This window comes from Leptolyngbya sp. FACHB-671 (assembly GCF_014695745.1).
In the GTDB taxonomy this organism is placed as follows: Bacteria; Cyanobacteriota; Cyanobacteriia; order Elainellales; family Elainellaceae; genus JAAUTN01.
In genome coordinates, this window is the sequence record NZ_JACJOV010000027.1 from 1 (window position 1) to 7,564 (window position 7,564).

The 7,564-nt window shown below is 46.3% G+C and carries 6 protein-coding genes; 2 read left to right on the forward strand and 4 right to left on the reverse strand.

The window, feature by feature from the left end; genetic code table 11:
* Together H6F93_RS00955 and H6F93_RS00960 are read left to right on the forward strand one after the other, a co-directional pair.
* Positions 1-855 (forward strand): nitric oxide synthase oxygenase (locus tag H6F93_RS00955; RefSeq protein ID WP_190678390.1); only part of this gene is annotated, 855 nt, incomplete at its 5' end.
* Between the two features lie 77 nt (positions 856-932).
* Complete coding sequence (locus H6F93_RS00960; protein WP_190678392.1) at positions 933-1,424, forward strand: transcription factor MYC/MYB N-terminal domain-containing protein; 492 nt, start codon at positions 933-935, stop codon at positions 1,422-1,424.
* Positions 1,425-1,578: 154 nt separating this feature from the next.
* On the opposite strand, the gene H6F93_RS00965 is transcribed toward H6F93_RS00960, so the two are convergent.
* From H6F93_RS00965 to H6F93_RS00980, 4 genes are all read right to left on the reverse strand, one after another.
* Positions 1,579-2,255, reverse strand: a protein-coding gene (locus H6F93_RS00965) for an IS6 family transposase (protein ID WP_242043250.1) whose coding sequence is annotated in 2 segments (ribosomal slippage) — positions 1,579-2,106 and positions 2,109-2,255 — 675 coding nt in all. Because the reading frame shifts where the segments join, the coding sequence is not laid out codon by codon here.
* A 175-nt stretch (positions 2,256-2,430) separates the two neighbouring features.
* Positions 2,431-3,171, reverse strand: coding sequence for a peptidylprolyl isomerase (locus H6F93_RS00970; RefSeq protein ID WP_190678394.1), 741 nt, complete (start codon positions 3,169-3,171; stop codon positions 2,431-2,433).
* A gap of 208 nt (positions 3,172-3,379) precedes the next feature.
* Entirely contained in the window at positions 3,380-4,801 is a 1,422-nt protein-coding gene (locus tag H6F93_RS00975) for an HlyD family type I secretion periplasmic adaptor subunit (protein WP_190678396.1), read from the reverse strand.
* A 41-nt stretch (positions 4,802-4,842) separates the two neighbouring features.
* Positions 4,843-7,564: peptidase domain-containing ABC transporter (locus H6F93_RS00980; protein WP_190678398.1), on the reverse strand; the 2,722-nt coding region annotated here is incomplete at its 5' end.

A 7,564-nucleotide genomic window follows, 5' to 3' on the forward strand; every position in this document is an offset into this window, starting at 1 on the left:
AATATTCGTTCCACCATTAGCATTTTTGCACCCGTTGCACCGGGACAACCTGGGATTCACGTTTGGAATTCACAACTGATTCGCTATGCAGGATATCGTCAACCTGATGGTTCAATCATCGGCGATCCTGAGCAAGCGGAATTCACCGAACTGTGTCAACACTTGGGTTGGAAAGGACAGGGCACCCCATTTGACGTCTTACCATTAGTCGTTCAAATGCCGGGGCAGCAGCCTCAGTGGTTTGAACTGCCAAAAGCAGCGGTGATGGAAGTCCCGATCGCGCATCCTGGCTATGAGTGGTTTGCCGAACTCGGACTCAAATGGCACGCACTTCCCGCCATTTCAAACTGGCGCTTAGAGATTGGCGGTATCTCCTATTCCTGCGCACCCTTTAACGGGTGGTATATGAACACTGAAATTGGTGCCCGCAATTTTGGAGATGAGCAGCGATACAACCTGTTACCTGTGATTGCCGAACGAATGGGATTAAATACCCGCTCAAAACTCTCGCTGTGGAAAGACCAAGCATTAATCGAACTAAATCGAGCCGTTTTGCATTCGTTTACCACCTGTGGGGTCAAGATCGTCGATCACCACACTGCGTCTACTCAGTTCATGCAGCACTGGCAGCGAGAAGCCGAGGCTGGACGTATTGTGCCTGCGGATTGGGGAAGAATCGTGCCGCCGATGTCTGCGTCTACCATGCAGGTGTTTCACCAGGAGATGCAAGATGTTTGCCTCAAACCCAATTTCTTCCAACAACCTGTACCTTGGAAACGAGGAAGCAGCGATCGACCCTTTTCCATTCCATCTGCTCTTGGCGACTCACAGCCAAAACAATGTCCTTTTCATTAGCTGCTCCTGAATGACGCTCACTCTGTGCATTGCATTGATTTTTGGCTCTCCCCACAGGTCTATCCATTAGAGATTCTATGGTTGAATTAAATTCTGAATCAAGCAATGAACTATTCCAATATACTGACCAGTTCACTCGCATTCTCCAACAGGTGTGTCAAACAACTAATTGGGAGTATGGTGAGGTTTGGCTGCCTAAGATAGATAGCCCAATTCTAGAGCTGAGTCCAGCCTGGCACATTAGTGTTCAAGTAGACAACGATCGTCAGCTTGCGTGGAATCAGTTTCGCTATTGCAGCGAGAAATTCATTTTGCAGATTGGTGAAGGATTACCAGGAAGAGTTTGGGCATCACAAACCACAGAATGGATTGTGGATGTCTCTGCCCAGTCGGAATCCTATTTTTTACGCAACCAGATTGCTAAAGCGTTTGGAGCCAAAGCCAGCTTCGGTTTGCCCATTAATACGAAGGATATACAGGCAGTGGTTGCCTTTTTTAAGGCAGAAGCTCAGAATCAAAATTCACAATTGATGGCAGCGACTGAGGCGATCGTTAGGCAATCCTATTAAAGTCAAGCCTTGCAACTGCCGTTCAAAGTTTCCACGACAACCAGCAATTTTATGATGGTGTCACTGTATCACAATTGGTGGGTTGTGTCGCAAAAACTGGTTGTGTCGCAAAACCTTGTAGTAAGAACAAACGATCGGTATCGTTTGCATTCCCCTAAGCAGCAATTCCAAAGAGTGCTTCAATAAACTTGGCTTGAGAGACACTGTCCCCTTGTTCGATTCCTTTCACTTGCCCTTCGCGAATCACATTCATTGCCTCGATTCCGCTCAAAGTTCGCCTTGCTGTATTGAACGATTGAAACCCCATCATCGGTTCCACAATTCGCTTAATGGTTCGATGATCCTGCTCAACGATATTGTTCAAATATTTGCTCTGTCTTAATTCGGTCACTTTTCCAATTGTCTCCTCTTCCTTAAGCAGCTCTATTGCTACTGGGTAAGCAGCATTCTTGTCCACTGTAATCACCCGTGGAGTCTGGGTGTGCTGACCCTTGAGTACTTTCCGAAAGAATCGTGCTGCTGCCTTGCCATCCCGCTTGGCACTGGGCATAAAGTCAAGGGTATTCCCCTCCGAATCGACAGCACGATATAAATACTTCCACAAGCCCTTGATTTTGATATACGTCTCGTCGGTTCTCCACGAGACGTTTGTCAGCTTCAAGTGAGGTCGAATCCGTTTGTCCCCAGTTCTGGCGCATACTTCAACACCCAACGATTGATCGTCGAGTGGTCTACCTCCACCCCCCGCTCAGCCATCATTTCCTCCAAATTCCGGAAACTCAGCGAGTAGCGACAATACCACCGTACATTCAATAGGATGATTTCTGGCAGGAAGTGCCGCCACTTAAGGCAAAATTAGTCCTGTTTACCTTACCACCCACCTGTTTTTACGACACAACCGTGCTTAGTGCGATATAAAAGATATAAATCGTTCGTTAATGAAATATCTTTGTGGCACAATTCATGCCCCTCCACCTGCTGGATCGCTCTTAAACGACTACTTGCCCTATACAAGTTTCCCTAACTGGACATCGATCTGCTCAATCTGTTGTTTTAACCATTCAGAGAATAGGGTTGAAAGAATTTTCTGATATAGTTCATCATTTAATTCTGGTTGAATCAGTTCCTCAACCGAGATCAAGTGAACTCCCTTACAGGTCAGGATTGGTTTGAGAATTTGAGGTGGAGCGGCAGCAAAGACAGCCGCAGAGATTTCTGGCATTAGGGCAGTGCGATTTAGCGCTCCCTGATATCCGCCGATACGACGAAATTCTGTATCTTGAATGTATTGACGAGCTACGTCAGGAAAACTGATCTCCCCCTCCTGAAGAGCATAAAACAATTCCATTGCCACGTCTTTATCGCCCAGGACAACTTCATGCATAATGACTTGGGTGTAGTCAAGCTGATGTTCAATGAAATAAGGTTTAACCTTATCGGCAAAGAGATGGTAACACAGCTTCGAGGAAATCAAAGTGATACGAACCAGTTCTTCTAAGTCATCTAAGGATAAACTGTGCTTTTGTAACCATGACCAAGTGGCATCCGTACTTCGGAGGTTGTTCATCAACCGCAGGTGATCAGCTGCTTTTTGAAGTTCTTCAGGCTCTGCATTTATCCCGGTTTCTGCTGCGGTTTTTGCAATAATGCGTTGAGTCAAAATTTCTTCAACAATAGAGGGAATCCGGCAGGAAAGCTTGACGTGATGAAGTATGTCGTCTGGTGAAATTGTCAAAATGTCTAACATGATGAAACTCCTTGGTATACCAATTGCAATTGGTTCTTCACTTGATATTTTTGGGAAGTCGTGCGACGTGCGGGAGCTTCGTCCATTGCAGAAGTGCTCCCTCTGTACCCCGTACTAACAAAAGTACTAGAAGCTATATTCCATCGTAGATTTAGGTTTCTGCATTAATTGTTGAGTGGTCATTAATATGTAGACAATGGCAACTGCTTTATAGCTCTAATCCCCCTTTTTGCAATTTCTTAAACGGATCGAGCAGAAGATCAATAATGCGTCGTTGCCGGACAATGACCTCAGCAGTTGCAGTTTGTCCTGGTGTTAGGGCAATTCGTTTAGTGCGATCTTGAATATAGGATTGTTCCAGCTCAACCTCTAGCTCAAAAACTTCTATTCTGCCTTGATCTGTTTCAACAACTTTAGAATCTGGTGAGATCCAACGTAAATGACCTTGCACGACACCATAGTCCTGAAATGGATAGGCATCAAACTTGAGATTGACTGGCATTCCCACTTGCAGGAAACCACTCTCTTGACTAGGCATCTGTGCTCGTAAGATTAGGGGTGCCGTCGCTGGCGCAATTTGAGCAATTTCTTGACCAGGTTGTAAAACAGTGCCAGCATTATCAATCGCAAGTTGAAACACTGTGCCGTCTGTGGGGGCATACAGTACCTTTTGTTGTAATTGAAATTGCAGTGTCTGAATTTGTTTCTGAGTTTGAGCAATTTCTGTCTGCACATCTAAAATCTGTGATTCCAGTTCTTCAATCTGATTTTGGCTTTCTAACACGGCAAGTTCACCTGTGCGAAGCGTGCGTTCATAGGTACTTTGTTGTTTTTCTAGTTCAGTTTGAGCTTGTTGAATATCAGACTGGGACTGTTCTAGAAGTCCTTGTCGTTCTAGTCTTGCGCCTTCAAGTTCTTCTAGTCGGCTTCTGGAAATTACTCCTTCTCGCAAAAGATAGTGATGGCGCTGCACCTCATTCTGAGCTAAGGCTAGGCGATCGCGTTCTACTGCATAAACTTGTCGGCTAGAGTTAAGCCGTCCTCGAATTTGATCCAGTTGTGCCAGCTGTTCAGACTCTTGAGCTTGGCTTTGTAATTGCTGAGTACGAACTGCGCTTTCTAACTGAGTTTTAATTAACTCAAGCTGAGTTTTTCGATCCTTTTGCCCCTCCAGTTGGATTTGGGACTGTTGCAGTTCAGCCTGTGCTTCTTCTGATTCAAACTCCAACAAGACTTGTCCAGCTTCAACCGTTTGCCCCTCTTCAACGTTGATTGCTGCTACAGTGCCAGTAACAGGTGCATCAAGCCTCAAAGCTCTACCCTTCGGTTCCAATCGTCCTCTAGCACTGCCAGTTTGATCCACTCTGGCGAGCATTGTCCAGGGAATCACAATAGCTGCAAATCCAATTAGTAGGTATAACAGTCCTCTACTCCAGATGCGGGGTAAGGTATCAATTAGATCACGGGTTAAGGATGCCCAGTCATCCCCTGGAGCATTCAGTGGGGTTAATCGAGTGGGTGTGAGTGCTTTAGAGACAATAGACTCAGAATGCTTTTCAACTAAGTGGTGGTTATTGCGATCGCCCTCATTTGAGTTGAGTAAATCGGGAATATGGGATAGGTTTGTCATAATGCTTTTGTTCTCAAAACATCATTGATCGATTTATTGCTTCAAGTGACTGCCATGAATTGCTGTTGATTGAGATAAAAATAATGGCCTCGTTGCGCCATTAACTCATCGTGAGTTCCTTGTTCAACGATCACACCCCGATCGAGTACCAGAATTAAGTCAGCATTGCGTATCGTTGAAAGACGATGGGCAATTATCAATGTCGTACGGTCTTGGAGAATGTTGTTGAGATTGTTCTGAATAATGCGCTCTGACTCACTATCAAGGCTGCTGGTTGCCTCATCCAAAATGAGCAAACGGGGATTTCCAAGTAGGGCACGGGCGATCGCAAGTCGCTGTCGTTGTCCACCAGACAGCATTCCTCCCCCCTCACCAATTTGCGTTTCGTAGCCCATTGGCAGTTCTTTAATAAACTGGTGCGCTCCTGCTTGTTGGGCTGCTTCGATAATTTCTTCCAGGGTGGCTTCTGGGTGACCGACGCTAATGTTTTCGCGAATCGTACCGCCAAACAGAAAGGTATCCTGGTCAACCACGCCAATCTGCTGCCGGAGCGATCGCAATGACAAGCTGGTGACATCATAACCATCAATCAATATCTTCCCCTCTGTGGGCGGGTACAGTCCCAAAATCAGTTTAGAAATCGTCGTCTTACCAGAACCACTGCGACCTACAAGCGCCACTGTCTGCCCAGGCTGCACATCAAAACTAACGTTTTCCAGCGTGTTGACATCACTTTCGGGATGGTAACGGAAAGTAACTTTATCAAAGTGAATATAGCCCTGAATGGGTGGTAAAGATTGACGAGTTGACGAATGCAAGTCCTCCTCTGGTTCAGCATCAATCACATCGTTGATGCGCTCAACTGCAATTAGTACTTCCTGCAACTCATTCCACAGCACAATCAGCCGCTGGAAGGGGCGAATCACATTGCCCAGCAACATATTGAAAGCAACTAATTGTCCAATCGTCAGCTCGTTTTGAATCACCAGCCATGCTCCAAACCACAGTAAGCCGGTACTTACTACTGCTTCAATAGTTGAGCTAAAAATTTGGAGCGTGTTGCCAATCACCTGCCCGGAAAAAGTCTTTTTAATCGACCTGCCAAACAATTCCTCCCAATGCCAGCGTACGCTCATTTCAACCGCCATAGATTTAACCGTGCGGATACCAGTTAAGGATTGGATGAGATACCCAGTCTCTTCGTTATAGGCACCGAAAATCTCGCGGGAGACACGCTGCAAGAAAGGTGTAGCAATTAACGCCAGCAATACGAATGGTGGCACGATCGCCAACGTCAGCAGTGCCATTTTCCAGCTATACCAGAACATCAAACCTACATAAATGAACACTGTCAGTAAATCGAGAACGATAGACAGTGCTTCACCGGTTAGAAAGCGTTGAATCTTACGATTTTCTTGAACGCGGGAAATGATGTCTCCAACGTAACGAGACTCAAAATAACTCAGGGGTAAGCGGAAGGTATGGCTAATAAACCCGACAATGAGTGCTAAATCGACTCGGTTAGCTGTATGGTCTAGAAGGTATTGCCGCAGTCCAGTCATGGCGACTCGAAATAGGCTAAAGATGAGCAAGCCTAAACCTATAGCCGTTAACGTGAGATTACTGCGTTGCACGACCACTCGGTCTAACAATAACTGAGTAAACAGCGGCGTAATCAGCCCAAAAATCTGAAGCAGGACTGAGGCGATGAACACTTCCAGCAACACTAACCTGTGAGGTTTTGCTAATTCAAAGAACTGCCAGAAAGGAGTCGCGGTTTCTTTCGTTTCTTTGAGTAGGGCAGTGGGTTGTAATAACAATGCATAGCCAGTCCAACCCGCCTTAAATTGTGCATGAGTGAGGGTACATTGACCGATCGCAGGGTCTGCAACAATAACGCGATCGCGTGTGACTTCGTAGAGGACAATGTAATGTTTGCCTTCCCAATGCACAATGGCAGGTAAGCTTTGTTGTCCAAGTTTGTCGAGGCTGGCTTTTACAGGTCGAGTCGAAAACCCGATACTTTCGGCGGCGGCGGCTAAACCTCGCAGTGATGCGCCATTACGGTCAACATTGGCAATATCTCGCAGTCGGTTGACGCTGAAACGCTTACCCCAGTAACGACTCACCATCACCAGGCAAGCTGCACCGCAGTCAGAGGCGCTTTGCTGCTGAAAGTACGGATAGCGGCGGGTGAAGCGCTGCCATAAGTGACCGATTTTTACGGTTGGATTTGGGAAATAAGCCTTACTAATTTTTCTCTTGGACTCTGGGGATTCTAGATTTTGGCTCCTCCCCGAACTTTGGGGGGGTAAGGGAGGGTTGAATTTTGGATTGGGAAATTTCCCTATCTCCCCATCTCCCCCTAGTGGGGTGTCAGAGTTATTGAGTTCAGCCAGTTGTGGCAAGTTAGCGAGTGCTGTTTGCCAATGAGAACGTCCCAGACTGTAGAGTTGGATTGGTTGAGTCACTTGCCAATCACGTTCTTTGGACAACTCCGAGCAAACGTAAATACTTCCAGCCGTTAGCCTCAGTCCTGATGGATGCAGCAGTTCCCCTCGCCGCAGTAGCATTAGCTGCTGTTCTTTTAAGAGTGAAGTTGGTAGTTTACCGATTTGCAGATTGTGCTGCTCCAGCAGTGGTAGTGTTTGCATCACCCCTTCGTAAGAAGCATTGCTAAGAGGAGTAGTTTGACGACACAACAGCAGTAAATCCCAAAGAACAGCCTGTTGGTAAAGATGCTGTCCTATAGAGGGATACTTG